Raw genomic sequence first — 22,517 nt, 5'->3', positions numbered from 1 at the left:
GCGATCCGCCCCCACCTGCTACGAGTCTATGACCCTGCCCGAGTCGTCTTGCATCCCGGGCATAATTTTCTCACCATGTGGACATCCGGTGGATTTCCCGACCGTCGTCCTGACCGGGCGCCGGGGCCCGTGCGCACACGGGCCCCGGCGGGGTCCAGCTACTCCTGGAAGGTCTCCACGCGCATGACGCTGGCGACGTCGCGGACCATCGGGTGCACGCTGAGCTCCTCGACGGTGCTGCTCAGCGCGGAGTCCGGGGCGGGGTGGCTGACCAGCACGAGCTGGGCGTCGTCCCCGGTCCCCTCCTGGCGCACGTTCTTGATGGACACCCCGTGGTCGGCGAAGATCTCGGCGACCTTGGAGAGCACACCGGGGCGGTCGGCCACGTCCAGCGCCACGTGGTAGCTGGTGATGGTCTGACCCATGTCGTGCACCGGCAGACCGGTGTCGTGAGCGCCCTCCCCCACCGACGTGTTCGCCAGGCGGTTGCGGGTCACCGCCACGATGTCGCCCAGGACGGCGCTGGCGGTGGGCGTGCCGCCGGCCCCGGCTCCGTAGAACATCAGGCGACCGGCCGACTCAGCCTCCACGAACACCGCGTTGTAGGCCTCCTTGACGCTGGCCAGCGGGTGCTCGACCGGAAGCATCACCGGGTGGACGCGCACGCCCACCGACTCGCCGTCCTCGGAGCGCTGGCAGATCGCCAGGAGTTTGACGACGCAGCCCATCGCGCGGGCGCTGGCGATGTCGGCGGCCGACACCCCGGTGATGCCCTCGCGGTGGACGTCAGCGGCGGTGACCCGCTGGGTATGGAAGGCCAGCCGGGCCAGGATCGCGGCCTTGGCGGCGGCATCGAAGCCCTCGACGTCGGCGGTCGGGTCGGCCTCGGCGTACCCGAGGGCCTGTGCCTCCTCCAGTGACTCGGTGAACCCGGCCCCCAGGGAGTCCATCCGATCCAGCACGTAGTTCGTGGTGCCGTTGACGATGCCCAGGACCCGGTTGACCCGGTCCCCGGCCAGGGAGTCGCGCAGCGGGCGCAGCAGCGGGATCGCACCCGCCACGGACGCCTCGTAGTACAGGTCGACCCCGGCGTCGCGGGCCGCGGCCTGAAGTGTCTGACCGTCCTCAGCGAGCAGGGCCTTGTTGGCCGTCACCACGGACTTGCCCGCCTTGATCGCGGCGAGCATCAGCGAACGGGCCGGTTCGATCCCGCCGATGACCTCCACCACGACGTCGATGTCCGGGCGGGTGACCAGCGCCGTGGCGTCGGTGGTCAGCAGCGCCGGGTCGACGCCGCGGTCGCGGTCCAGCCGGCGGACCGCGATGCCGCCGATCTCGATCGGCGTGCCGATCCGCGCGGCCAGTTCCCCGGACTGCTCGTTGACCAGGCGGACGACTTCCGAACCCACAACGCCGCATCCGAGCAGCGCCACCTTCATCGCCATTTGGGCGTGACTCCCACTTCTCTCGTGTCCGAACCCTGCCGGGCACCGGTGCGGCGCCCGCGGTGCGGACGGTTCAGCCTACGTCGAGGCGGAGGAGGTCCTCCTCGTTCTCCCTGCGCACGATCACCCGTGCGTTCGCGTCCCGGACCGCCACCATGGCGGGGCGGGGCAGGTGGTTGTAGTTGCTCGCCATGGAGTAGCAGTAAGCACCCGTGGCGGCGACCGCCACCAGGTCACCCGGCCGCAGGTCGGCGGGCAGGTAGAGGTCGTGCACGATGATGTCACCGCTCTCGCAGTGCTTGCCGACCAGGCGGGAGAGCATCGGCTCGGCGTCGCTCTCCCGGGACACCAGCTGGCCGGTGTACTCCGAGCCGTACAGGGCGGTACGGATGTTGTCGCTCATGCCGCCGTCGACGCTGACGTAGGTGCGGATGCCCTCGACGTCCTTGACGGTACCGACCTCGTAGACGGTGATCCCGGCCGGACCGGCCACGGCCCGGCCCGGCTCGACCGCGATGCGCGGCATGGGCAGCCCCGCGTCGGTGCACTCGCGGAGCACGATGGCGGTGAGGCTGGCCGCGATGGTCTTGGGGTCGAGCGGGTCGTCACCGGCGGTGTAGGCGATGCCCAGGCCGCCGCCGAGGTCGAGTTCGGCGAGGGTGACGTCCAGTTCCTCGTGGATCCGGGTGAGGAACTTGGTGAGGCGACGGGCGGCGACCTCGAAGCCCGAGGTGTCGAAGATCTGCGAGCCGATGTGCGAGTGCAGGCCGACCAGCTCCAGGTGCTCGGCGGCCAGGACGCGGCGGACCGCCTCGGCGGCGGCGCCGGTGCTCAGCGCGAAGCCGAACTTCTGGTCGTCGTGCGCGGTGGCCACGAACTCGTGGGTGTGCGCCTCCACACCGGTGGTGACCCGGATGAGCACCTTGGGGCGGGCGCCGGACTCGGCGGCCACGGCCTCCAGGCGGTCGATCTCGTCCAGGGAGTCCAGGATGATCCGGCCGACCCCGGCCTCCACGGCGCGGCGCAGCTCGGCCACCGACTTGTTGTTGCCGTGCATGGCGATGCGGTCGGTGGGGACCTCGGCAGCCAGGGCCACGGCCAGTTCGCCGCCGGAGCAGACGTCGAGCTTGAGCCCCTCCTCGACCACCCAACGGGCGACGGCCTTGGTCAGCAGGGCCTTGCCCGCGTAGTAGACGTCGGCGTCGGTGAAGGCGTTGGCGTAGTCACGGGCCCGGGCGCGGAAGTCCTCCTCGTCCATGACGAAGAGCGGGGTGCCGTACTCGGCGGCGAGGGCGCGCACGCCGACGCCGCCGACGGTGACCTCACCGTTCGAGCGACGCGCGGTGGCGGGCCAGACCCGCGGGTTCAGCGCGTTGAGGTCCTCGGGCGGCAGCGGCGGGTTCTCCTCCGGCAGGACCTCCGCGTGGCGGGATCCGGCGGGGTGGGCGTAGCGGCTCATGACGGTCTTTCGGCTGGGACTTCGATAGTTCTGGCTGTGCTGTGTTGACCGGCGGTCGGCGTGGGAAGGCGACCGGGGCATGTTCCGGTACTCATTGTCCACTAAGCCGATCGGAACACAGGGGTTGGGCTGGTCCCATCGGGTCCGCGGTACGGATCCGCGGACGGGCCCGTGGTGTGGGCCCGCGGCAGCAGGGGTGTCTACAGCCTTGTGGGCGCTGACACCCCGAGCAGGAAGAGTCCGGTGCCGATCACACCGGCGACGGCGGCGGGCAGCGCCGGGTCGAGGGCGGCCCACGTCGGCTCCGGCCCCTGGGCCGGTTCGGCGGCAGTGGTGGAACCCGTCCGCCACTCATCGTAGGCACTGGTCAGCGCCTCCAGGTATCTGACCAGGATATGGGGTTCCTCTCGGCGGGCCGCGGTGTCCAGGACGCTGGGGCCGTCGAAGAGGAGTCCGCGCACCTTCGCCCCATGCCCGTGGTGGCAGCCGCGCGCGCCTGGGGCGGGGGTCCGGTCCGCCCAGCGCAGGCTGCTCAGGGCGTGCGCGTGGGCGTAGCGCAGCCGGAAAGCGGGGTTGGCGTCGGTGAGCCGGACCCAGGCCCCGGGTTTGTCCGCCGAGGGCAGGACCGGCAGGTCGCGCCCGGTGGTCTCGCTCTCGCGGGGGTGTTCGGGTAGCGAGCGGCAGAAGGCCACGCGGGCGCTGTCCTCCCCGATCCGACCCAGCACGCGGCCCGCGGGGGTGAACAGTTCGGCGTGGTCGGTGTCCAGGTAGCGGTCCCGCCAGGAGGCCTCGCCCTCGGGGCCGGGCGGTGGGGCCTGCTCACCCACGGCCAGGGCGATACGGGCCCGGGCGTCGGCGCGGGCGTACCGGCGGGCCTGGGCCAGGGGCCCGGCCTCGTGCAGTTCGGAGCGGGGCCACTCCCCCGTCCCGGTCCAGGGACGGCCGGTGAGGTAGCGCGGCCCGTCGGCGGCGGCGCGGAGCAGGCTCTGGCGCTGCTCGCAGGTGAAGGTGACGTTGGTGAAGCCGCGCTTGTCCGCGAGGACCCGCGCGAACCCGGCGTCGGGCTCGCCCTCCTCGGCCATCGCGTCGACCTCGTCGGAGATCCGCTCGCAAACCACGCGCCGGTGGCTGTCCTCCCGGCCCTTGGGGAGGGTGTCGCGGACCCGGCAGACCAGGCGGGGGGCCAGGGCGACGGCGGCGTCGGCCCCGTCGGCCGCGTGGTCGTTGCGCGGCCACACGAAGGGGACGTCCGCCTCGGACAGGTCGAAGGCGCGCAGGGCGGCGCGCCGCAGGACCGCTTCCAGCCCGCGTGGGGTCACGCCGTGCCCCCGATCCCGCCGTCGCCCTCCCCCAGGAGGGCACGGATCAGGTCGACCAGTTCGTCGGGGTCGAAGGGCTTGGTCAGGTAGTCGTCCACCCCGATCCGCTCCCCGCGTCTGCGGTCGTCGGCCTGGGCTCGGGCGGTCACCATGACGATGCGGCGGTCGTAACCGTCCGAGCGCAGGCGCTCGACCGTGGACCAGCCGTCGAGCCGGGGCATCATCACGTCCATGGTGATCACGTCGGGTTCGACGTGACCCACGCGGTCCAGGCAGTCCTGACCGTCCATGGCGGTGAACACCTCGAACCCCTCCAATTCGAGGTTCAGGCGGATGAGTTCGCGGATCACCTCGTCGTCCTCGACGACGAGAACCCGTGTGGGAAGGGCGTTCACGACCGTGACACTACCGCCGCCGAGCGCGGCGGCACCACTGGAATCCAGTATCGGGCGGTGTCGGGCGGCGTGTGCCCCGGAGGAGTGGTCGACCGACCCACAACCCCTGCTACAGTTGTTCACGCAGCAGCGCGCCCCCATAGCTCAGGGGATAGAGCACCGGCCTCCGGAGCCGGGTGCGGAGGTTCGAATCCTCCTGGGGGCACAGCGAAAACGCAGCAAAAAGGCATCCTACGGGGTGCCTTTTCTGCTTTCCGGTGACTTCTCGACTGTTGGGCCCCACTGCTCCCCCAGGCCTCCCCGGCCTCTCTTTTTCCTTGTTTCGGCCTGTCCTGGCAGTCGGATACGCCCTGCCCACTGAATCTTTCCATTGACAAGATGGGGGCGTTTCGCGTTGACTTTCCAGTGGAAAGATTTGCTGGCCCGGAGAGGGCCGCAGAGAGTTGGAGAGGGAGAGCAGTCATGGCACCCCTGATCACCCTGGTCGGCACCACCGCGCTCCTGACGGTGCTGGGACTGCTGGGCTTCCGGCGCCTGCGGCCCTGGCCGGTGGCGCTGCGCGGCGGGCTGGCCGCCATGTTCACCATGACCGGCATAGCGCATTTCGTGGGACTGCGGGACACCCTGATCGCCATGGTCCCCCCGTCCCTGCCCGCACCGGAGCTCCTGGTCACCGTCACCGGGGTCCTCGAACTCGCGGGGGCCGCCGGACTGCTGTGGCACCGCACCGCGCCCTGGGCGGCCGCGGGGCTGGCCCTGATGCTGGTGGCGATGTTCCCGGCCAACGTGTACGCCATCACCGAGGGGGTCTCGACCGGCCTCACCGAAAGCCTGCCCGTCCGCACCGCCATGCAGGTGGTGTTCGTGGCGGCGGCCACCACGGTCCTCGCCCACTACGTGCGTGTCCGGCGCGGCCGTCGTCGGCAGGCGCCCGCGGAACGACAACCCGTGCCGCGGGCGTGACCGTGGCCGCGGTCTCGGCCAGGAGCGGTCAGATCAGGTGGCGGGGATCATCGGCCAGGTGCCGTCGACCACGGCTTCGGGGTTCCGGCGGCGCAGGTACTCCTGGAAGCTGGCGGACTGCTCGGCCTTCCACTTGACCTGAGCCCGGTGCAGGTCCTCGGCGGACATCTCCGCGATCTCGGGGTGGGCGGCGGCGATCCGCCAGGCCAGGCGCGCGGCGGCCAGGGCGTCGGCAGCCGCCCCGTGCGCCTCCTCCTGGGCGAGGGGGACGTCGTAGTGGGCGCAGACGTCGACCAGCTTCCTGGAGCCCCGGCGGTAGGTGTCCACATGCTTGTCCAGGACGAACGGGTCCACCACCAGGGGCTGGGCGCCCAGCGGCGCACCCGGGCGGTGGAGCGCGATCTCGCGGTCCAGGAGGGTGAGGTCGTAGGGGGCGTTATAGACCACCACGGGCATGCCGTCGGCGGTGACGGCCTCCAGCGCGGCGGCGATCTCGGTGACCACCTCGGCCGCGGGACGGCCCTCGGCACGGGCCTGCTCGGTGGTGACGCCGTGGATCTCGGCGGCCTCCGCCGGGATCTCGATCCCGGGATCGGCCAACCAGGTGGTGACCTCCTTGGCGCCCCGCCCGGGGTCGATGCGCCACAGGGCGGCGGTGACGATCCGGTCCCCCTCGACGTCCAGGCCGGTGGTCTCGATGTCGAAGGCGGCCATGGGCCGGGTGTGCCAGGGAGTGTTCACGTGCTTCCTCTGTTCGGTGCGGTGGTGTGGTCGGCGCCGGCGGCGCTGCTTTCGATGGTGGCGCTGGTGCTGCTGGTACCGCTGTCGGTCCTACTGGTGATGTCGGTGAGCGCGGTGACGCAGGCGCGGATCGCCGGGGTCTCGGCGTCGGCCCGCCACACCGCCTCGATGGTCCTACGAAGCGGCGGTTCCGTGGGCAGGAACCGCACACCTTCGGGTGCGGTACGCCGGCCCAGGTCCGGGACGAGCGCCATGGCGAGCCCGGAGGCCACCAGCTCCAGCTGGGAGGGGATCTCGGCGAGCGTGTACCTGATGTCGGGCTCCACGCCCCGGGCGCGCAGGGCCTGGAGGATCGCCTCATAGGGTTCGGTGCCCGCCGGGCAGCTCGCCCACGGCAACTCGGTGGGGGCTTGGGAACCCGGGGCCACGAAGTCGGCGAGATCGACCGTGTCCCGGTCGCCGAAGGGGTGGCCGGAGGGCAGGGCCAGGCACACCCGCTCGTCCAGGAGCCGCACAGTACGGACCCCCGCGGGGAGCGCGACCGGGCGGCTGGACCAGCTCTCGGCCATGACCAGGTCCAGTTCCCCGCGCAGCAGCGGCGGCAGCAGGGACACCACCTCTCCGTCGCGGACCGTGGGGGTCAGTCGGGGATGTTCGGCGAGCAGGGCGGACAGCGCGCCCGGAAGCAGGGTGCGCACCGCGCTGCCCACACCGCCCAGGCGCAGCGGCCCGAGGATCTGACTCTCCAGGGCGGCCAGGTCGGTCTGCGCCTCGGCAACCTGGGCGAGCACCCGGTCGGCGTGCCCGGCCAGAACCCGGCCAGCGTGGGTGAGCCGCACGGTCCGACCGTCGGGTTCGAGCAGTCGCTGGCCCACCTCCCGCTCCAGTTTGGCGAGCTGCTGGGACATCCCCGAAGGGGTGAGGTGCAGAACCCTCGCCGCGCGCGCGATGGAGCCGTGGGTCCGCACGGCGGCCAACGCCCTCAGTCGTTCGATGCTGAACACATCAGTAATGCTACCGAGTACGTCAGACAAATCATCGCTTTTGTTTCTGGGTTGTGGGCGGCAGGCTGGTTCTCAGGAAAACGATGGGAGCGACGGTGAGGAACGCGGAGTCGGTGGCGAGCACGGAGACGAAACGGGAGCCCCGACAGGGTTCGGTGTTGGACCGGATCAACCCCGTGGCCTTGGCCGTGGCGGGTTCGGGCTGCACCTCCGCGACGGGTGTGTTCGTCAAGCTCTCGGGGGCCAACACGGGAACCGCCGCCTTCCTACGGTGCGGGCTCGCACTGTTCCTGCTGGTCCCGATGGCCGCCGCCGAACTCCGCCGGATCGGCCCGCGGGCGCGGCGGCTACTGGGCCTGGACGCGGCGGCGGGGCTGCTGCTCGGCGTGGACTACGTGTTCTGGGCGGCGAGCATCCAGCACGTGGGCGCGGGGATGGCGACCGTCCTGCTCAATATCCAGGTGGTGGCCTTCCCTCTGCTGGCGTGGGTGTTCCTGGGAGACCGCGCACCGCTGCGGTTGCTGCTGGCGGTACCGGTGATGCTGGCCGGGGTCGCCCTGACCGCCGGGGTGTTCAACCCGGCCGGGAGCACCGGCGCGGTTCCCGACGGTGACCCGTGGCTCGGCCTGGCCTACGGCTGCGCGGCCGGGGCCACCTACGCCGGGTACCTCTTCCTGTCCCGACTCGCGGGCGGCCAGGGGCACACGGTGACCCCGGTGTGCGTCTCCACCGCCGCCGCGACGTTGGCCGCGGGTGTGCTGGGTGCGCTGTGGAGCGGGATCGACCTGGCGTCACTGGACGCGCGGGCCTGGATGTGGCTGGCGCTGTTGGCACTGACCGGGCAGGTGCTGACCTGGCTGCTGGTCGGCTCGGCACTGCCCCGGCTGCCCGCGAGCACGGGCGCGGCGATCCTCGTGCTCCCGCCGGTCCTGGCGGTGGCCATGGCCGCTGTCTTCCTGGGTGAGCGGGTGACCCCCGTCCAACTGGCGGGCTGCGTGCTGGTGGTTCTGGCGATCTGGCTGTCCCAGCGGCGAAGTCCCCGGTCCGGTCAGAGCACCTGAACCGGCTTCAGGGCGGGGCGGGCGTACTCCCCTCCGCGCAGGCGCACCGCGACCGCGATCACGGCCAGCCCCACCAGAGTGATCAGGGCGCCCGCCCACAAGGGCGAGGTGTAGCCCAGACCGGCGGTCAGGCCGAGACCCCCGGCCCAGGCGCCCAGGGCGTTGCCGACGTTGAACGCGGCGATGTTGGCGCCCGAGGCGAGCGTGGGGGCCTTGGCGGCGAAGTCCATAATGCGCATCTGGAGCCCCGGCACCGTCGCGAAACCGACGAAGCCCATGAGCAACAGGGCCACCAGGGCGGCCCACTTGAGGTGTGCGACCAGTGCGAAGCCGGCCAGGACCAGGGTGAGCAGGGCGAAGAGCACCAACAGGGTCCGGCCGAGGTTCCGGTCGGCGGCGCGCCCGCCGAGGATGTTGCCGGCGAAGAGGCCCACGCCGAAGAGCACCAGGAGCCAGGGCACGGCGGTGGCGGCGAATCCGCTCACCTCGGTGAGGGTGAAGGCGATGTAGGTGAACCCGCCGAACATGCCGCCGAAGCCGAGGACGGTGGCCACCAGGGAGAACCAGACCTGGGTACTGCGGAAGGCGGAGAGTTCGGTGCGCAGGCTGGGCGCGGAGGCCGACGGAGCGGCTTCGGTCGCGCTGGTGGCGCCCTGAGCAGCGGGCACAGCCGAGGTGGCGGCGGTCTTGGTGGCCGGGACCAGGGCGGTGATACCCGCGAAGGCGACCACGCCGATCACGGTGATGGCCCAGAAGGTGGAGCGCCAGCCGAAGGCCTGGCCGAGGAAGGTCCCGAAGGGCACGCCGAGGACCGTGGCGGTGGTGAGCCCGGCGAACATGATCGAGATCGCGGCGGCCTTGCGGTGCACGGGGACCAGCCCGGCGGCCAGGACCGCGCCGATCCCGAAGAACGCACCGTGGCACAGGGCCGCGAGGATGCGTCCGGCGAGCATGACCTCGTAGGTGGGCGCGAGCGCGGAGGTCAGGTTGCCCGCGATGAACAGCACCATCAGCAGGAGCAGGGCGCGTTTGCGGTCCACCCGGTTGAGCAGCGCGGTCAGGCCGACCCCGCCGACCGCGACGGCGAGGGCGTAGCCGGAGATGAGGTACCCGGCGACGGTGGGTGTGACCCCGAAGTCGGCGCCGACCTCGGGCAGCAGACCCATGATGACGAATTCGGTGAGTCCGATACCGAAGCCCCCGATGGCGAGGGCGTAGAGCGCGAGCGGCATGAGGAGTATTCCTCGGAGAGAGAAGGGTAGTTGCGCGTGCACTAGTTGCACACGCAACAGAAATAGTTGCATGCGCGTTCTACATGCGCAAGCTAAGATGATGTGTGACCAGCCACGAGGAGGTGGGGCGTCCATGGGGATCGCCGACGACGCCGTAGAGATCCGCGCGCACGGATGGCGAACGCTCGCCGCCGTCCACGGACTCATCGAGACCGCCCTGGAGCGCGCACTCCAGTCGGAACACGGGATCTCCGTCGTGGAGTACACCGTCATGGACGCCCTGAACCGGCAGGACGGCTGGCACATGAGGATGCGACAGCTCGCCCGCGCCGCCGCGCTGTCCAACAGCGCCACCACCCGTCTGGTCACCCGACTGGAGGATCGAGGGCTGCTCACCCGCATCCTGTGCGCCGATGACCGGCGCGGGATCTACACGGAGCTGACCCCCGCCGGAATGGAGCTCCTCACCCGGGCCCGGCCCACCCACGACGAGGTACTGCGCCAGGCTCTGGACGAGGCGGCGCAGACACCTGAACTCGCCCCGCTGGTGGGCGCCCTGCGCGAGCTCACCCCGGAGCCGGGGCAGGTCGCACGGGAACAGGAACCGGCCCAGCCCGCGACCTGACCGCCCAGAGCGCGGCGAGGCGAGGGATCCCGCACAACCGTGGTTCTGGTGGCCGGGGTCGGGGCCGGATAGCGTCAGGTCATGAAGTTCTTGGTACGTGAACGCGTGTTCGACATCGGCGACGATTTCTGGGTGACCGACGAACAGGGCGCCAAGGTGTTCTGGGTGGACGGCAAGGCGTTGCGGGTGCGCACCACCTTCGAGCTCAAGGATCCCAAGGGCGAAGTCCTCATGGTGATCCGCAAGAAGCTCTTCAAGGTCCGCGACCAGATGCGGGTGGAGCACGACGGCAAGACCGTCGCGACCGTCCGCAAGAGGCTGTTCAATCCCCTCCGGGACAAGCTCGCCGTGGAGGTCAGGGGCGGCCCCGACTGGGAGGTGGTCGGGAGCTTCTTCGACAAGGAGTACTCGATCGGCGACAAGGAGGGAACCGTCGCGGTGGTCTCCCGCAAGTGGTTCCGGATGCGCGACACCTACGCGGTGGACGTCAACACCCATCGCAAGGACATCGCGGGTGACCCGGCCCTGGTCATCAGCGTGGCGGTGGCGGTCGACGCCCTCACCAACGACGACGGCGACGACAGCTAGGCCGTTGCTCCGCTCCCCCTTCCGTACCGGGCTGGGACGCCCCCAGCGCCGAAGCTCGGCGAGGTCAGGGCGCGCCGCCATGCTCGGGGTGGAGCAGTTCGCGTTCCCAGGGCAACGGTGGGCGGGTCCCGGGCAGCATCAGCGGGCGGGGCGCGCGGCCTTCACCCAGGCAGGCGGTGATCTCGGCTGCCAGGTACTCGCCGACCGCCCTGAAGGAAATCGGGTTGGAGTCCACGGGGTGCCAGCGGGCGTCGGTGACGCGGATACGGGCGGAGTAGGCCGGTCTGGGCCCGTCGCCGAGCGTCCAGGATCTGTGCACACCGTCGCCCAGGGCCTCCAGGTACTCCTCGGGGAAGCTGTCGCCCTCCACCCGGTGGGTCACCTCATCGACGATCTCGACCCCGCTACGGCCGGGCCCGAGTGGCAGGGCCTCCGCCCACACCACGGCGAATTTTCCGCCGCAGCCCTGTCGGATGATCCTGCCGTACAGGCGAGGCACGGCGCGGGTCAGGGGGAGCGCGTCAGGTAACGGGTGGTGGATCGGTGGACGGGTCGGGGGGTCTGCGGGCACGGGGCTCCGCCTTCCTCTCGGGGGTCGGTCACACTCCGGTAGCGCCGTCGATGCTCTCTCTCAGCAGGTCGGCGTGACCGTTGTGACGGGCGTACTCGGCGATGAGTTTCACCAGGACCGACCTGAGTTGGATGGGCTCGCCGGAGCGTGACTCCATCCCCGCCGCGTCCAGCGTTCCCGCCGCCGCGACGATCTCCCGGGACCGGTCCACCTCGGCCCGCCAGGTCGCGAAGGCCTCGGCCGGGTCCCCGCCGAGGTCGTCGAAGTCCTGGTCGGGGTCGTCGTCGGCGTAGTACAGCAACGGCAGGTCCTCCCCCGCGAACTGGATCCGGAACCACCAGCGCTCCACCCCTGCCAGGTGGCGGACCAGCCCGTGCAGGCTGAGGGCGGAGGTGGGGACGGCCCGCGCGGAGAGCTGCTCGGGGCTCAGCCCTTCGCACTTGGCCTCCAGGGTGGTGCGGTGCCAGTCGAGGTAGGCGGTGAGGACCTCGGCCTCCGTCCCTACCCGGGGCGGGGCGGGACGGTCGTCGGCGGGCCACACACCCGCGAAGTTCTGCGGCGGGATCTGGCTCATGCTTGCAGTCTGCGCCGTAACAGCGACGAACGGGAGGGTGATCCGCGGGGTGTGGACAACTCCGGACGGAGCGGTGGCCGGGCTCCGGGTTCCGGGTTCCGGGTTCCGGTAGCCAGCTGTAGTGTCCGGCACGATCGCGGTACCCCAGACTGTTCGGTGTCGACGAAACCGGGTCGACACGCGAACAAGATCGAGGGGTGCGGGATGCGGGACGTCTGGGGTCGGGCATTACGAGCGTGCGGCTACCTGCTGCTGGCGTTGGGAGCCGGGATGCTCACCCTCCTGGTGCTTCCGTTCACCCTTGTCGTGGCGTTGACCATCCCCGTCAGCGGGGTGGGGCTGTTCGTGTTTCCCAGGTGGCTGCGGCTGGTGGCCCGATGGGCCGACTGGAACCGGGGACGGGCTGCCAGGCTGCTCCGGGTCGAGGTCCCCGAACTCTCCCTGCCCGCGGAGCAGAGCGTTCTGGCTCTGCTGCGCAGACCGGCGATGCTCCGGCTTCTACTCTGGACTCCGGTGTTCGCGCTGGTGAGCATGGTGTTCGGGCTCCTGGGACTGCTCGGCCCGGGCATGATGCTCAACCCGGCGCAGATGCTGATGTGGTGGGCCTTCCCCCCGGACCTGCAGCCGATGCAGTTCGGGCTCCCCATCGACGGTTGGGGGATCGCGCTCGGTGTCGCCGCCGTGCAGCTGGTGGCGGGGACGGTGATCACCGTGTGGGTCGTCCCGCCGGCCGCGAGACTCCACGCCCGGCTGTGTGTCCGGCTGCTGGCGCCCTCCGAACGGGAGCGGCGGGAGGAGCTGGCCACTCGGGTCGACGAGCTCCAGCGCACCCGGGCCGGCGTGGTGGACGCCCACGGCGCGGAGCTGAGGAGGATCGAACGCGATCTGCACGACGGCACCCAGGCGCGGCTGGTGGCGATCGCGATGCAGCTGGGTGTGGCGAAGGAGGCGGTGGCGGATCCGACGGTCGCCGCTCTCCTGGAACAGGCCCACACGGGCACGGAGGAGGCCATGTCCGAGCTGCGCGACGTCATCCGGGGCATCTATCCGCCCATCCTCGCCGACCGCGGGCTTCCCGGGGCGCTCGCCGCGCTGGCCGGTCGGACCACGCTGCCGGTGCGACTGGACGTCACCGACCCCGGGACGCTTCCGGTGGCGGTGGAGACCGCCGCCTACTACGCGGTCACCGAGTCCGTCACCAACGCGGTCCGGCACAGCGGTGCGGACTCGGTGACGGTACGGCTCTCCCGGGAGGGGATGACGGGGGCGGAGGGGAAGCAGGGGGATCTGCTGGCGCTGACCGTGACCGACGATGGACGGGGCGGGGTCGACGAGACCGCCGGAAGCGGGATCCAGGGCCTGCGCAGGAGGGTCGCCGCCCTGGACGGACGTGTGTCCGTGCACAGCCCCGAGGGCGGACCGACGGTGATCGGGGTGGAGCTTCCGTGCGGATCGTGATCGCCGAGGACAACGTGCTGTTGTCCGAAGGCCTCAAGCTTTTGCTGTCCACCCGCGGCCACGAAGTGGTGGCAGTGGCCCAGGACGTTCCCGCCTTCGCGGAGGCCGTCGACCGGCACCGGCCGGACCTGGCCCTGGTGGACGTGCGCCTGCCCCCGGACTTTCGCGACGAAGGCATCCACGCCGCCATCGCCGCCCGCAGCGCCCACCCCGGCCTGCCGGTACTGGTGCTGTCCCAGTACGTCGAACGCGACTACGCGGGCGAGCTTCTCTCGGACGGCCAGGGCGGCGTGGGGTACCTGCTCAAGGACCGGGTCGGCCGGGTGAGCGAGTTCGTCGACGCTCTGAGGAAGGTGGCCGGGGGCGGCACGGTGATGGACCCGGCGGTCGTCCAGCAGCTGCTGGCCCGCAGGGAGCGGGACCCGCTGGAGTCCCTGACCGCCCGGGAACGCGAGGTGCTCGCCCTCATGGCCGAGGGGCACGACAACACCGAGATCGCGGAACGGATCGTCGTCACCAACAACGCCGTGCACAAGCACATCGGCAACATCTTCCAGAAGCTGGACCTGGCCCCCACGGACACCGGCCACCGCCGGGTCCGAGCGGTCCTCACCTACCTGAGCCACCGGAGCTGAGGCGGGTCTCCCGGGCAGCGGGGATGGGACGGGGCTCGAAGTCACCGTGGCCGGGTCAGGTGCCTGACCCGGCCCGCCGGGACCGCTGACCGACTACACGGTCTCCGCCTCGGCCTTGGCCTCCCGGACGTCGCGGCGGGTCAGCAGGACCCCGGCGGCGGCCGCCGTGAAGAACATCAGCACGCCGTAGACCGCCGAGGGGATCGCGATCTCGGTGCTGCCGAGAACCGTCACGGCGATGGTCAGCGACAGGGTGGTGTTGTGCAGACCGATCTCCATACAGGAGGCGATGGCCTCGGGGCGCTTAGTACCGACCATGCGCGGGGCCCAGTAGCCGATGGTCAGGCTCACGATGTTGAAGATGAGGACCATCAGGCCGACCGAGACGATGTACTGCGGCAGGTTGGCCCACTCCGCGGCGATCGCGCCGACGATGACGGCGACGAGGACGAAGACGGATCCGAGCTTGACCGGCTTCTCCATCCGTTCGGCGAAGGAGGTCATCTTCGCGCGGATGAACATGCCGATGGCAACGGGGACGAGGATGACCGCGAAGACCTGGATCATCTTGTCGGCCTGGAGCCCGATGGACCCGCCCTCGGTGAAGTAGCCGAGTGAGAAGCCGGTGATCAGCGGCAGGGTCACCATGGCGGTGAGCGAGTTGATCGCGGTCAGGGAGATATTGAGCGCGACGTTGCCCTTGAACAGGTAGCTGTACAGGCTCGCGGTGGTTCCGCCCGGGGAGGCGGCCATCATCATCATGCCCACCGCCAGCAGCGGTGAGAGGTCGAAGTAGTTGACGAAGACCAGGACCAGGCCGAAACAGAAGATCGGCAGCAGGACGATCTGGCAGCCCAGGATCAGGACGATGGTCCAGGGCATGGAGATCAGCCGGGTGAAGTCCTTGACGGTGAGGGACAGACCCAGGCCGAGCATGATGATGCCGAGGGCGATCGGGAGGCCGATCGTCGTGAGGGCGGAGTCCATGGGGCACCTTGGGGGACGGGCCGCGGGGAGGGCGGCACGGGCGGTCGGGACAATCGCGGACCGCGTTCGGTGAACGGTGCCTGCGCACAGGTGACCTGTGCCGCCCGGAGTGTCCCGGAAACGCCCGGAGCATCCCGGAGACGTCCGGCAGGGTGACGGAATCGCGCCGATCCGTGACCCACACCACAAAGTTACCTGTAGGTAGGAAATAGTGGCATGCGTCACGCGCACTGGCAAGGGCGGGGGCGCCTTCGCCCCTGGTCAGGCGGCGGGCCAGGAGCTGCCAGTCATGTCGTAGGCCAGGTGGAACCACACCTTGCGGATACTGGGGTGCCCGTTGTCGCCCCAGGTAGTGGCGAAGCTGTCGATCAGTGCCAGGCCGCGCCCGTCCTCGGCGGTGAGCCTCTCCTCCGGCGGTGACGCGAACAGCTGGCCTCCCGCGTCCTTGAGCGCGCTGACGGGGGTTCCGTTGTCCCGACAGGTGACCGTCAGCCCGTTCGGTCCCCGGTCCACGCGGACCACGAAGGTCTGGCCCGGCTCCCCCGAGCGACTGTGCCGAATCGCGTTGGTTGCGAGCTCTGCGCCGAGCAGCGTGAGCACGTACTGGTAGTCCGAGTCCCGCCCGGCCGCGCAGGTCTCCAGGAAGGCGCGGACCAGGGGTACGCTCACCGGCTCGCCGCTGAACTCCCAGCGGCGTTTGGTGAACGGGACCGGTACTCGGCCGTTGAAGTAGTGCCGGTACTCGTCCGGGACCCGCTCAAGAACTCTGTCCTCGTTCTTGATGAGAGTGGGCACGGCAACGAGCGTGGGCATGGCTGACTCCTTCGGCGGGGCGGCTCAGTGGACGGGCGAGCCGAAACGGGGGCGGCTGCTGGAGTGTCCGAGGAGGGAGGCTCGAACCGGTATGACCTTACGCGATCACATCGTCTCGGAACAGGGGAGGCCGGTGTGGTGAGTTCCCCGAATTCGCCGGTGAACTCCTGCCACACCGGAACCTGTCACGCCTCCGTTTGTTCGCCCCAGGCCAGGGCCTCCTTGGCGGCGGTCTCCGCGAGGTCGCGGTCGGTGTCGACCAGGGCGATCCGGGTCCGGCGCTCCAGCAGGTCATCGGCATTCAGGGCGCCCTCGTGGCTCACCCCGAAGCGGAGTTCGGCCGGGGTGATGCCGCGGGTGATCGGGGCCAGCAAGGCGGGGTCTCCCCCGGCGGTGGACAGCACGTCGACCGCCTCGGTCCCGTACCTGGCCACCAGGTGGCGCGGGGCGTCCAGGGCGTCGAGCTCCTCGTGGGAGGCGGCGCCCACCAGCGGGATCTCGCGGGTGCGGCAGGGCCCGGCGGGCATGCGGTGCGCCGCGACCAGCGCGTCGACGGTCTCCTCCGCCATCGCCCGGTAGGTGGTGAGCTTGCCGCCGACCACGGTCACCGAACCATTGGGGGCGACCGAGATCGAGTGCTCCCGGGACAGGTTGGAGCTGTGTTCGTCGCCGCGCAGCAGCGGGCGCAGCCCGGCGAAGGAGCCGATGACGTCTGCCCTGGTCAGCTCGGTGGACAGCGCCCGGTTGAACTGGGTGAGGAGGAAGTCCACGTCCTCCTCGGGGACTTCCGGGACGCGCGCGGCCGGGCCGTCCACGGGCTCGTCGGTGAGTCCGGCGAAGATTCGACCGTCGGGCTGCGGGAGCGCGAACACGAACCGGCTGGTGCTCCCCTCGATCGGCACGGTCAGCGCGGCCTTGGGGTGGCCGAGCGTCGCCGCGTCCAGGACCAGGTGGGTGCCGCGGCTGGGGCTCAGCTGGATGCCGGGGTCGAGGGCGTCGGCGTGTACCCCGGTGGCGTTGACCACCGCGCGCGGCCGCACCGGGATGATCCGGCCGGTGGTCTCGTCGCGCAGGACGGCACCGTCCGCGGTGATGCTCTCGGCCGAGCAGCGGGTGATGATCCGGGCGCCCTGACCGGCCGCGGTGCGGGCGATCCCGATGACGAGGCGGGCGTCGTCGACGAGCTGGCCGTCGAAGGACAGGATTCCGCCGAGCAGTCCCTCTGTTTTGACGCCGGGGAGGAGGCGGGTGGTCTGGCGGGCGTTGAGGATCCGGGGCGGGCGGAGCACCGAGGCGGGGGTGCGGGACAGCACGCGCAGGAGGTCGCCCATGCCCATCCCGGCGCGGACGAACAGGGCTCGGGCCAGGCCGGTGTCCCGGTGGACGGGGACCACCATGGGCATGGGGCGGACCAGGTGGGGCGCGGTGACGCGCATGAGGACGTCGCGTTCGCGGGCGCTCTCGTAGGCGATGCCGACCTGGCCCTTGGCGAGGTAGCGCAGCCCGCCGTGGACCAGTTTGGAGCTCCAGCGGCTGGTGCCGAAGGCGAGGTCCTCGCGTTCGACGAGCACGGTGGACAGGCCGCGGGAGGCGGCGTCCAGGGCGACTCCGGTGCCGGTGACTCCCCCGCCGACCACCAGGACGTCCACCTCGGGACATGCCTCCAGTTCGGCGAGGTCGGCGGTGCGCCGGGAGGCGTTGAGTGCGGTGGACCGGGTGTGCTGACGCATCGGGGCGTCCTTTCCGGAGAGGGTGGGTCAGGGCCGCAGGTAGCCGTCGAGCAGGACGGACAGTTCCTCGACCAGTCCGTCCTGGTCGAATACGTCGGCGAAGAGGCGGTGGGAGGTCACGGTGTTCTGCACGGTGACCATGAACAGGTGGGCCAGGGCTCCGGGGTCGCCCTCGCGGACCGATCCCTCGGTCTGGCCCGCGGCGATGGCCGGTTCGAGCAGGTCGAGTGCGGCGCGGTGGCTGCTGCCCAGGCGGTGGAACGTGTAGGTGGCCAGGAGCTCGGGTTCGGTGTCGACGATGCGGTTGACCAGTGGGTGGGCGAGCATCGCGCGGGCCACCCCGGCGGCGTGCCGGACCAGCTGGGTCCGGGTGTTCTCCGCGTCCCCCGCGGCCGCCTCGCGGTCCGCCTCCATTTCTTCGGCGATGAGGATGCGTCTGAGTTCGCGGGTGAGCAGGTCGGCGACCAGGGCGGTCACGTCCGGCCAGCGCCGGTAGACGGTAGGGCGGCTGACCCCGGCGCGCCGGGCCACGTCGGTCAGGGTGGTCCGGCGCACCCCGAAGGCTTCGACGCAGGCGCGGGCCGCGTCCAGGATCTCGTCCTCTACGTTACGTTTTGACGCCATGTGTAAAACTGTAGAGCATGACCCACGATCCTCGCACTGAACCCACCTCCGTCAGCCTCGCCGACACCGCCGCTACCGCGCCGGACATGAGCTGGTTCGCCTGGGGCGACCCCGCCAAGGCGAAGGAGCTCGAACCCGGACTGCGCGACCTCATCTCCCAGGTGCTGCGCGCCCGGACCGAGGACATGCCCCCGGTGGCCAAGGCGGATGTGGCCCTGCCCGCCTCCCGGCTGGACGGCGGCCTGCTGAAGGCCTTCACCGAGCTCCTGGGCGCCGAACACGTGCTCGTGGACGACGCGACCCGCCTGATCCACAGCGGCGGCAAGAGCACCCCGGACCTGCTCGCCCGCCGGGCCGGACAGGCCTCCCCCGCTCCCGACGCCGTGCTGTACCCGGCCGACCACGACGAGGTGGAGCGGCTTCTGGAGCTCTGTTCGGCCGAACGTGTGGCCGTGGTGCCCTTCGGCGGCGGTACGAGCGTGGTGGGCGGGGTCTCCCCGCTGGACGGCGGCTTCCAGGCCGTGGTCACCCTCGACCTGCGCCGGCTGAACCGCCTGGTCTCCCTGGACACCACCTCGCTGACCGCGGTGCTCGGCGCGGGCGTGCGCACCCCGCACGCCGAGGCGATGCTGGCCGAGCACGGGCTCACCCTCGGCCACATGCCGCAGAGCTACGAGTACGCGACCATCGGCGGGTACGCCGCCACCCGCTCCAGCGGGCAGGCCTCCGCCGGGTACGGGCGGTTCGAGGACATGGTGGTGGGCCTGAAGGTCGCCACCCCGCGCGGCACCCTGGACGCGGGCGGCCCCCCGGCCTCGGCCGCCGGGCCGGACCTGCGCCGCCTCCTCGTGGGCTCCGAGGGAACGCTGGGCGTGATCACCGAGGTGGCCGTGCGGGTGCGCCCCGTTCCGGAGCGGGTACTGGACGAGGCCTGGTCCTTCCCCGACTACGCCAGCGGGGTGGACGCCCTGCGCACTCTCGCGCAGTCGGACACCCGGCCCACCATGGCACGGCTCTCGGACGAGACCGAGACCTTCGTCAACGCCGCCATCGGCGGGCGCGAGGCCGTCCCGGGCTGCCAGGCGGTGCTGGGCTTCGAGGGCACCGACGCCGAGGTCGAGGCCCGCGCGACCGTGGTCCGGAAGGTGATGGAGGCCGCGGGCGGCACTGCGCTGGGCCCGGACCCGGTGGCGCACTGGCGCGAAACCCGCTTCCACGCGCCCTATCTGCGCGACACCCTGCTGTCCGCGGGCATCCTCGCCGAGACCCTGGAGACCGCCGCGTCCTGGAGCGACCTGCTGCCGCTGTATGCGGCCGTGGTGGGCGCGCTGACCGGCGCCCTGGAGGACGACGAGAGCGGCGCCGTGGTGCAGTGCCACATCTCGCACACCTACGCGACCGGCGCCTCGCTGTACTTCACCGTGGCCACGGGTGCGGGCACGGACCCGGCCGCGCGCTGGGACCGCGCCAAGCGGGCGGCCTCGGACGCGATCGTGGCCAACCGCGGCACCATCACCCACCACCACGCGGTGGGCACCGACCACCGCCCGTGGATGGCGGCGGAGCTCGGCCCGCTGGGCGGCGAGGTGCTGCGCGCGGTGAAGTCGGCGCTGGACCCGCAGGGCGTGCTCAACCCGGGCAAGCTCATCCCCGAAGCGTGAGTGCGCGGCCGGGGCTGTGAGCGCGGCGGGCCCGGAGCGTTCCGGGCCCGTGCCCGGCCGGACCGTTCAGGCCGGGATGGACTCCGTCCTCAGCAGGTCGTCGATCTGCCGGGTGAGTTCCTCCATGGAATCCAGGATCTCGTCCTTGTCGTAGGGGCCGTACAGGTGGAGCCCCAGATACACGCCGATGTTGTCCGTGACGAAGTGGGACAACGCGTAACCGTCGCGGAAGGAGGGCACCATCACATCGTCGAAGACACCCACCATGCCCGCGTCGGCCACCTCCGTGTCGCGCCACCGGTGTCCGACCCAGACGTCGTTGGTCTCCTCGAAGCTCCCGCTTTCCCAGCCGGAGCGCATGACGTCGAACCTTTCCAGCAGCTTGTCGTTCATGCCGGGGTCCGCGGGGTCGTGCAGGTAGACGTCCATGGTCAGCAGCACGGTGTCCGTCCGGCTGTCCTGCCCGAGGCAGGTGAGCCGACCGAGCAAACCGTCCTGGAGGCCCCCGAACCCGATGTGGACATCGGAGGACTCGGGTTCATAGCTCCCGGTCACCATCACGGTCCCGGTCCCTGGCGCGGGCACCTCCGAGCGCACCGTGAAGGGAAACAGCGTCCGGCAGCTCGGCAGCTCGGCGTAGGGACCCCGCCCTCCGGAGAGGCTGGACACGACCACGGCCACGGAGACCAGCAGGAGCAACGCGACTCCGATGCCGCCGAACAGCAGCGGTAGGTTGCGCCGGGAGCGCCCTCCGGGAGCTGGTGGGTAACCACCAGACGCAGGGGGGCCCGGCGGTAGAGGTGGGCCGGGCGGGCCGAAGGGTAGCCCGGGACGAGGCTGTCCGGCACGCCGGGGGTCGGGGTCTCCAAGACGATGGTCACTCACAGGACCCGCCTCTCCCAGAACCGTCCGACGGAAGTGACAACCGGGCGGCAAAGCACAGCGTCAACCCAAGAACAGCGTCTCTACCAGCTATGATAGACCGCTCTGCGCGCTCTGGCCGAGGGTCACTCCCCGGCCAGCTCCGGCAGGCGCTCCACCAGTTCCTCGGCGAGCGCCTCCAGGGCCTCCAGGCTGTCCAGGGGCTCGACCGGCTCAGCGGTCTGGTGGAAGAGGCTCACCCGCAGGTTGGCCACCGAGTACTCCAGTGAGGTCCACAGTTCGGGGTCCTCGCCCTCCTGGCCCCGGGAGACCGTGGCGTAACCGCCGTCACCCACCGGGAGGGAGCGCCACTCCACCGCGCGCATGGGCGGGTCCGAGTACTCCAGTTCGAAGTCGTCGGCTTCCCGCTCCAGTTGTCCCTCGGCGACCATGGCCTGCATCCGGCGCACGCCCTCGCGTTCCTCGGGGTCGTACAGGACGGCCTGGAGGCTGAAGTCGGCGGGACCGCCGTCGACCGCCACCGCCGCCTCGCAGTGCACCAGCTGGAGTACCCCGTCCTCGCCGGGGTCGGCGGCGCCGCCGCGGAGGTCGAAGTCACCGGTTCCGGGCAGCCGGTCGGGCAGGTCATCCGGGAGCAGGTCCTCACAGTCCCCGGTCAGGCTGGTGTAGCCGTCGGTCGCCCGGTCCCACACGAACACCCCGCCCGCCACCAGCACCGCGGCGGCCGCCGCGCCCCCAATCAGTGGCAGGGCGCGCGACCTGTCGCGGCGTCTTTCCCGCTCCGGGGCCTGCTCTGCCTCGGTCACGCCGGTTCCGCCTCTCGGGTGATCTGTTCGTAGAGCTGCTCGGAGAGCAATTCCATGTAGTCGAGGACATCGGACTCTTCGTAGGAGTCGTAGAGGCTGTAGGAGCCCTGGGCGGTGACGTTGTCCGTGACGAAGGTCAGGACCCCGTGGCCGTCGCGATTGTAGAACTCGCTGTTGTCCTCGTAGAACCCGACCATCCCGCCGTCGCCGGTCGAGGTCTCCCGCCAGCCGCGCCTGACCCAGCCGGGCGGGGAGTCGCTCATCTCACCGCCCGCCCACTCCTGGCGGTGGTCCTCCATCTCACCCACCAGGTATTCGTTGAGTTCCCCGGCCGCCTCCTGGTCCTGGCCGTGGGCCTCGTGCAGGAAGATCGAGAGCCACAGCACCTCGCGGTAGTCCCGGTCGATGACCTTGCACTGGAGGTAGCCGCGGATCTCCATCTCCTCGATGTACCGCTCGTCCAGGGAGTGCGGGTCTCCGACGTCGACGAACTCACCGGAGACCCTGGGGCGGACCGGGACGGGCACGGTGGCGAGCATCTCCTCCGACACGAGGGGGCCGCACCCGGGCAGTGCGGTGTAGGGACCGTTGGTGCCCGAGAGCGACCAGACCACCACCCCCGCGGACACCAGGAGCAGGGCCGCTGCCCCGATCCCGCCGAGCAGCGGTGCCCACCGCCGGGCCGACGGCGGGTACGGCTGCGGGGCCTGTGGAAACGGCTGCCGGACGTAGGGCTGCTGGGGCTGCGGGAACCCGACGGGCGGCGGGGGGCTGTGCGGCGGCTGGCCGGGGCGGCCGGGGAACGGCGGCTCTCCCGGTCGCCCGGGGAACCCGTCACTACCAGGGGGATGTCCGGTCATCAGTGTCGCGGCGTCCCTCCCCGATGGACGGGCGGACCCGGACAGGCCACGGGGAGCACGCGCCACACCTCCTCACAGGTGGGT

At 71.0% G+C, this 22,517-nt stretch carries 23 protein-coding genes and 1 tRNA gene; 8 read left to right on the top strand and 16 right to left on the bottom strand.

All coding sequences use genetic code 11. From position 1 onward, the window contains the following. Positions 1 to 158: 158 nt before the first annotated feature. The 4 genes from D457_RS0111695 to D457_RS0111680 all read right to left on the bottom strand — a co-directional run bounded on the left by D457_RS0111695 (position 159) and on the right by D457_RS0111680 (position 4,618). A complete protein-coding gene (locus tag D457_RS0111695) occupies positions 159 to 1,445 on the bottom strand; it encodes a homoserine dehydrogenase (RefSeq protein ID WP_017580852.1) in 1,287 nt (428 codons plus the stop codon). 73 nt (positions 1,446 to 1,518) lie between these two features. Further along, complete coding sequence (gene lysA / locus D457_RS0111690) at positions 1,519 to 2,904, bottom strand: diaminopimelate decarboxylase (RefSeq protein WP_017580851.1); 1,386 nt, start codon at positions 2,902 to 2,904, stop codon at positions 1,519 to 1,521. A gap of 200 nt (positions 2,905 to 3,104) precedes the next feature. Next, positions 3,105 to 4,223: a DALR anticodon-binding domain-containing protein gene (locus tag D457_RS0111685; RefSeq protein ID WP_017580850.1), complete on the bottom strand. Its 1,119-nt coding sequence runs from the start codon at positions 4,221 to 4,223 to the stop codon at positions 3,105 to 3,107. Further along, positions 4,220 to 4,618, bottom strand: coding sequence for a response regulator transcription factor (locus D457_RS0111680; RefSeq protein WP_017580849.1), 399 nt, complete (start codon positions 4,616 to 4,618; stop codon positions 4,220 to 4,222). Before D457_RS0111680 ends, D457_RS0111685 begins: the two co-directional genes overlap by 4 nt. Before the next feature lie 133 nt (positions 4,619 to 4,751). Here D457_RS0111680 and D457_RS0111675 point away from each other — a divergent pair. Together D457_RS0111675 and D457_RS0111670 are read left to right on the top strand one after the other, a co-directional pair. Next, positions 4,752 to 4,823: transfer RNA gene (locus D457_RS0111675), tRNA-Arg, on the top strand. 257 nt (positions 4,824 to 5,080) lie between these two features. Then, entirely contained in the window at positions 5,081 to 5,581 is a 501-nt protein-coding gene (locus D457_RS0111670) for a DoxX family protein (RefSeq protein ID WP_017580848.1), read from the top strand. A 33-nt stretch (positions 5,582 to 5,614) separates the two neighbouring features. Here the strand turns inward: D457_RS0111670 and D457_RS0111665 are convergent, their stop codons facing one another. Then, positions 5,615 to 6,322 carry an exonuclease domain-containing protein gene (locus D457_RS0111665; RefSeq protein ID WP_017580847.1) on the bottom strand — a complete coding sequence of 236 codons (708 nt, stop codon included), beginning with the start codon at positions 6,320 to 6,322 and terminating at the stop codon, positions 5,615 to 5,617. Then, entirely contained in the window at positions 6,319 to 7,326 is a 1,008-nt protein-coding gene (locus tag D457_RS0111660) for a LysR family transcriptional regulator (RefSeq protein WP_017580846.1), read from the bottom strand. The genes D457_RS0111665 and D457_RS0111660 overlap by 4 nt, the downstream gene beginning before the upstream one ends. Positions 7,327 to 7,421: 95 nt before the next feature. Here D457_RS0111660 and D457_RS0111655 point away from each other — a divergent pair, with 95 nt between their 5' ends. Then, entirely contained in the window at positions 7,422 to 8,387 is a 966-nt protein-coding gene (locus D457_RS0111655) for a DMT family transporter (protein WP_051072919.1), read from the top strand. Here D457_RS0111655 and D457_RS0111650 read toward each other — a convergent pair. Continuing rightward, positions 8,375 to 9,619 carry an MFS transporter gene (locus D457_RS0111650; RefSeq protein WP_017580844.1) on the bottom strand — a complete coding sequence of 415 codons (1,245 nt, stop codon included), beginning with the start codon at positions 9,617 to 9,619 and terminating at the stop codon, positions 8,375 to 8,377. The two genes, D457_RS0111655 and D457_RS0111650, sit on opposite strands and share 13 nt — an antisense overlap. A 133-nt stretch (positions 9,620 to 9,752) precedes the next feature. Between D457_RS0111650 and D457_RS0111645 the strand changes: the two genes are divergently transcribed. Together D457_RS0111645 and D457_RS0111640 are read left to right on the top strand one after the other, a co-directional pair. Then, the gene (locus D457_RS0111645; RefSeq protein ID WP_017580843.1) at positions 9,753 to 10,244 is read left to right on the top strand and encodes a MarR family winged helix-turn-helix transcriptional regulator; all 492 of its coding nucleotides are present in this window, start codon (positions 9,753 to 9,755) and stop codon (positions 10,242 to 10,244) included. Positions 10,245 to 10,325: 81 nt separating this feature from the next. Beyond that, a complete protein-coding gene (locus D457_RS0111640) occupies positions 10,326 to 10,832 on the top strand; it encodes an LURP-one-related/scramblase family protein (protein ID WP_017580842.1) in 507 nt (168 codons plus the stop codon). 64 nt (positions 10,833 to 10,896) lie between these two features. Here the strand turns inward: D457_RS0111640 and D457_RS32375 are convergent, their stop codons facing one another. Together D457_RS32375 and D457_RS0111630 are read right to left on the bottom strand one after the other, a co-directional pair. Next, positions 10,897 to 11,403, bottom strand: a complete 507-nt coding sequence (locus D457_RS32375) for a hypothetical protein (RefSeq protein ID WP_083926735.1) — start codon at positions 11,401 to 11,403, stop codon at positions 10,897 to 10,899. A gap of 28 nt (positions 11,404 to 11,431) precedes the next feature. Further along, a complete protein-coding gene (locus tag D457_RS0111630; RefSeq protein WP_017580840.1) occupies positions 11,432 to 11,977 on the bottom strand; it encodes a DinB family protein in 546 nt (181 codons plus the stop codon). 204 nt (positions 11,978 to 12,181) lie between these two features. On the opposite strand from D457_RS0111630, the gene D457_RS0111625 reads away from it, so the two are divergent. Both D457_RS0111625 and D457_RS0111620 read left to right on the top strand, forming a co-directional pair. Next, a complete protein-coding gene (locus D457_RS0111625; RefSeq protein ID WP_026116554.1) occupies positions 12,182 to 13,435 on the top strand; it encodes a sensor histidine kinase in 1,254 nt (417 codons plus the stop codon). Continuing rightward, complete coding sequence (locus tag D457_RS0111620) at positions 13,423 to 14,070, top strand: LuxR C-terminal-related transcriptional regulator (RefSeq protein ID WP_017580838.1); 648 nt, start codon at positions 13,423 to 13,425, stop codon at positions 14,068 to 14,070. Before D457_RS0111625 ends, D457_RS0111620 begins: the two co-directional genes overlap by 13 nt. 93 nt (positions 14,071 to 14,163) lie before the next feature. Here D457_RS0111620 and D457_RS0111615 read toward each other — a convergent pair whose 3' ends face one another. From D457_RS0111615 to D457_RS0111600, 4 genes are all read right to left on the bottom strand, one after another. Then, positions 14,164 to 15,057 carry a bile acid:sodium symporter family protein gene (locus tag D457_RS0111615; protein WP_017580837.1) on the bottom strand — a complete coding sequence of 298 codons (894 nt, stop codon included), beginning with the start codon at positions 15,055 to 15,057 and terminating at the stop codon, positions 14,164 to 14,166. 261 nt (positions 15,058 to 15,318) lie between these two features. Next, positions 15,319 to 15,870, bottom strand: a complete 552-nt coding sequence (locus tag D457_RS0111610) for an ATP-binding protein (RefSeq protein ID WP_017580836.1) — start codon at positions 15,868 to 15,870, stop codon at positions 15,319 to 15,321. 185 nt (positions 15,871 to 16,055) lie between these two features. Continuing rightward, entirely contained in the window at positions 16,056 to 17,600 is a 1,545-nt protein-coding gene (locus D457_RS0111605; RefSeq protein ID WP_017580835.1) for a glycerol-3-phosphate dehydrogenase/oxidase, read from the bottom strand. A gap of 27 nt (positions 17,601 to 17,627) precedes the next feature. Then, a complete protein-coding gene (locus tag D457_RS0111600; protein ID WP_017580834.1) occupies positions 17,628 to 18,224 on the bottom strand; it encodes a TetR/AcrR family transcriptional regulator in 597 nt (198 codons plus the stop codon). 17 nt (positions 18,225 to 18,241) lie between these two features. On the opposite strand from D457_RS0111600, the gene D457_RS0111595 reads away from it, so the two are divergent. Then, complete coding sequence (locus tag D457_RS0111595) at positions 18,242 to 19,885, top strand: FAD-binding oxidoreductase (protein WP_017580833.1); 1,644 nt, start codon at positions 18,242 to 18,244, stop codon at positions 19,883 to 19,885. A gap of 66 nt (positions 19,886 to 19,951) precedes the next feature. On the opposite strand, the gene D457_RS0111590 is transcribed toward D457_RS0111595, so the two are convergent. The 3 genes from D457_RS0111590 to D457_RS0111580 form a co-directional block, all read right to left on the bottom strand. After that, positions 19,952 to 20,584 carry a hypothetical protein gene (locus D457_RS0111590; RefSeq protein WP_017580832.1) on the bottom strand — a complete coding sequence of 211 codons (633 nt, stop codon included), beginning with the start codon at positions 20,582 to 20,584 and terminating at the stop codon, positions 19,952 to 19,954. A 308-nt stretch (positions 20,585 to 20,892) separates the two neighbouring features. Further along, entirely contained in the window at positions 20,893 to 21,573 is a 681-nt protein-coding gene (locus D457_RS0111585; protein ID WP_017580831.1) for a hypothetical protein, read from the bottom strand. After that, complete coding sequence (locus D457_RS0111580) at positions 21,570 to 22,433, bottom strand: hypothetical protein (RefSeq protein ID WP_083926734.1); 864 nt, start codon at positions 22,431 to 22,433, stop codon at positions 21,570 to 21,572. Before D457_RS0111580 ends, D457_RS0111585 begins: the two co-directional genes overlap by 4 nt. Positions 22,434 to 22,517: the final 84 nt, after the last annotated feature.

This window comes from Nocardiopsis valliformis DSM 45023 (assembly GCF_000340985.1).
In the GTDB taxonomy this organism is placed as follows: domain Bacteria; phylum Actinomycetota; class Actinomycetes; order Streptosporangiales; family Streptosporangiaceae; genus Nocardiopsis; species Nocardiopsis exhalans.
Note: the sequence above shows the minus strand (reverse complement) of the source record. Positions and strands in the feature narration are given on the sequence as shown.

Coding starts and splice junctions, on each gene's coding strand:
- D457_RS0111650 (WP_017580844.1), bottom strand. CDS start 9,619: ATGCCGCTCGCGCTCTACGCCCTCGCCATCGGGGGCTTCGGTATCGGA.
- D457_RS0111640 (WP_017580842.1), top strand. CDS start 10,326: ATGAAGTTCTTGGTACGTGAACGCGTGTTCGACATCGGCGACGATTTC.
- D457_RS0111695 (WP_017580852.1), bottom strand. CDS start 1,445: ATGGCGATGAAGGTGGCGCTGCTCGGATGCGGCGTTGTGGGTTCGGAA.
- lysA (WP_017580851.1), bottom strand. CDS start 2,904: ATGAGCCGCTACGCCCACCCCGCCGGATCCCGCCACGCGGAGGTCCTG.
- D457_RS0111595 (WP_017580833.1), top strand. CDS start 18,242: ATGACCCACGATCCTCGCACTGAACCCACCTCCGTCAGCCTCGCCGAC.
- D457_RS0111670 (WP_017580848.1), top strand. CDS start 5,081: ATGGCACCCCTGATCACCCTGGTCGGCACCACCGCGCTCCTGACGGTG.
- D457_RS0111615 (WP_017580837.1), bottom strand. CDS start 15,057: ATGGACTCCGCCCTCACGACGATCGGCCTCCCGATCGCCCTCGGCATC.
- D457_RS0111610 (WP_017580836.1), bottom strand. CDS start 15,870: ATGCCCACGCTCGTTGCCGTGCCCACTCTCATCAAGAACGAGGACAGA.
- D457_RS0111645 (WP_017580843.1), top strand. CDS start 9,753: ATGGGGATCGCCGACGACGCCGTAGAGATCCGCGCGCACGGATGGCGA.
- D457_RS0111625 (WP_026116554.1), top strand. CDS start 12,182: ATGCGGGACGTCTGGGGTCGGGCATTACGAGCGTGCGGCTACCTGCTG.
- D457_RS0111580 (WP_083926734.1), bottom strand. CDS start 22,433: ATGACCGGACATCCCCCTGGTAGTGACGGGTTCCCCGGGCGACCGGGA.
- D457_RS0111605 (WP_017580835.1), bottom strand. CDS start 17,600: ATGCGTCAGCACACCCGGTCCACCGCACTCAACGCCTCCCGGCGCACC.
- D457_RS0111630 (WP_017580840.1), bottom strand. CDS start 11,977: ATGAGCCAGATCCCGCCGCAGAACTTCGCGGGTGTGTGGCCCGCCGAC.
- D457_RS0111600 (WP_017580834.1), bottom strand. CDS start 18,224: ATGGCGTCAAAACGTAACGTAGAGGACGAGATCCTGGACGCGGCCCGC.